At 54.7% G+C, this 1,153-nt stretch carries 1 protein-coding gene; it reads right to left on the reverse strand.

Going from position 1 to position 1,153, the window contains the following annotated elements:
- Nucleotides 1-941, reverse strand: a 941-nt coding sequence (locus tag FBY01_RS31455) for a transposase (RefSeq protein ID WP_178113342.1), incomplete at its 3' end; no start/stop codon positions are given.
- Nucleotides 942-1,153 lie beyond the last annotated feature (212 nt).

The following is a 1,153-nucleotide window of genomic DNA, read 5'->3' on the forward strand; positions in this document are numbered from 1 at the left end:
ACCTTTGACTGATATTCGCTTTGCCCTTTCAGCAAGGCGAATGCCACCCGCGCAAGCTTGCGAGCCAGCATCACCAGCGCCTCAGTGGTGCTGAAGCCCCGGGCTCTTTGGGCTTCGTAAAACCCTTTCCAGGCTTTCGTACGGCTAGCCGACATCGCTGCATTGTGCAGAAGCCGGCGGGCCTCGGGGTCACCGCGCTTGGTCAAACTGCGGCGACCGTCCTTCTGTCCTGATTTAGACACCCGTAAATCCATGCCCAGGAAGGCGATAAACGCATCCGCGTTTCTAAAATCCCCGCGCTGAAATGCAGTTATCAAGCGAGCCCCAGTCAAAAATCCAATGCCTTCAACTTTCAGGCAACGTTTCAGTTGACCGAGTAAACCGGCTTCTTTGAGCTGATCGTTGATCGTCTTTTCGATCAGCGTTTCAAGCTGCTGCATGGACTTCACTTGTTCTGCAAAAGCCGCTTTCAGCAGCGGCTCATTCGACCAACTCTGCACCAGGCCAACCCTAGCCTGGACCAAGGCAGCCCGGCGGCGGAAGAGGCTCAGGAGCTGGCGGTACAGCGGTGATGGAGGGGTCCAAGGGCGCAACTCCTCGGCTTCGTTCTTCAGGTAACGGGCCAGCAACTTGGCGTCCAGCGCGTCGGTTTTGGCGCGGATCTTCACGCCTTCGCGATAATGTTTGAGTTCATAGCCTCCCACCATGTAAATCGCACATCCGGCCTCATAGGCCAGATCAGCAAAGTCCAGGTGATAGATGTTGGTCGCCTCAATGGCAATAGCCACCGTCCCCGGCAACGTATTCAGCCACTGCTTGATGGATGTTTTAGTGTTGGGAATCTCTTTAAGCAAATCGTTATCAGCCTGATAAATCACCAGTTCATTCTTGGCGACATCCACGCCCACGATCGGTTTTGATAGAGAGACCGGCATTGCCATAGGATTTCCTCCGAGATAAGGTTTGAGCACTTGAAGGGCTCACCCAGAGGCGCAGGCTTGTTCCTATCGTCGGTCTAGCCAGATGCATTCTTTATCGGCGCTTGGGTGAAAGGAGGAGGGGCGAAATCTCCCACAGTCTGTACTGCGTCAACAGTCAGAATCGAGCCTTGTCCCTCCTCCTCCCTTCAAGTCCTACCATACAAGCGAGCCTG

Source organism: Pseudomonas sp. SJZ077, from assembly GCF_007993905.1.
Lineage (GTDB): Bacteria > Pseudomonadota > Gammaproteobacteria > Pseudomonadales > Pseudomonadaceae > Aquipseudomonas > Aquipseudomonas mandelii.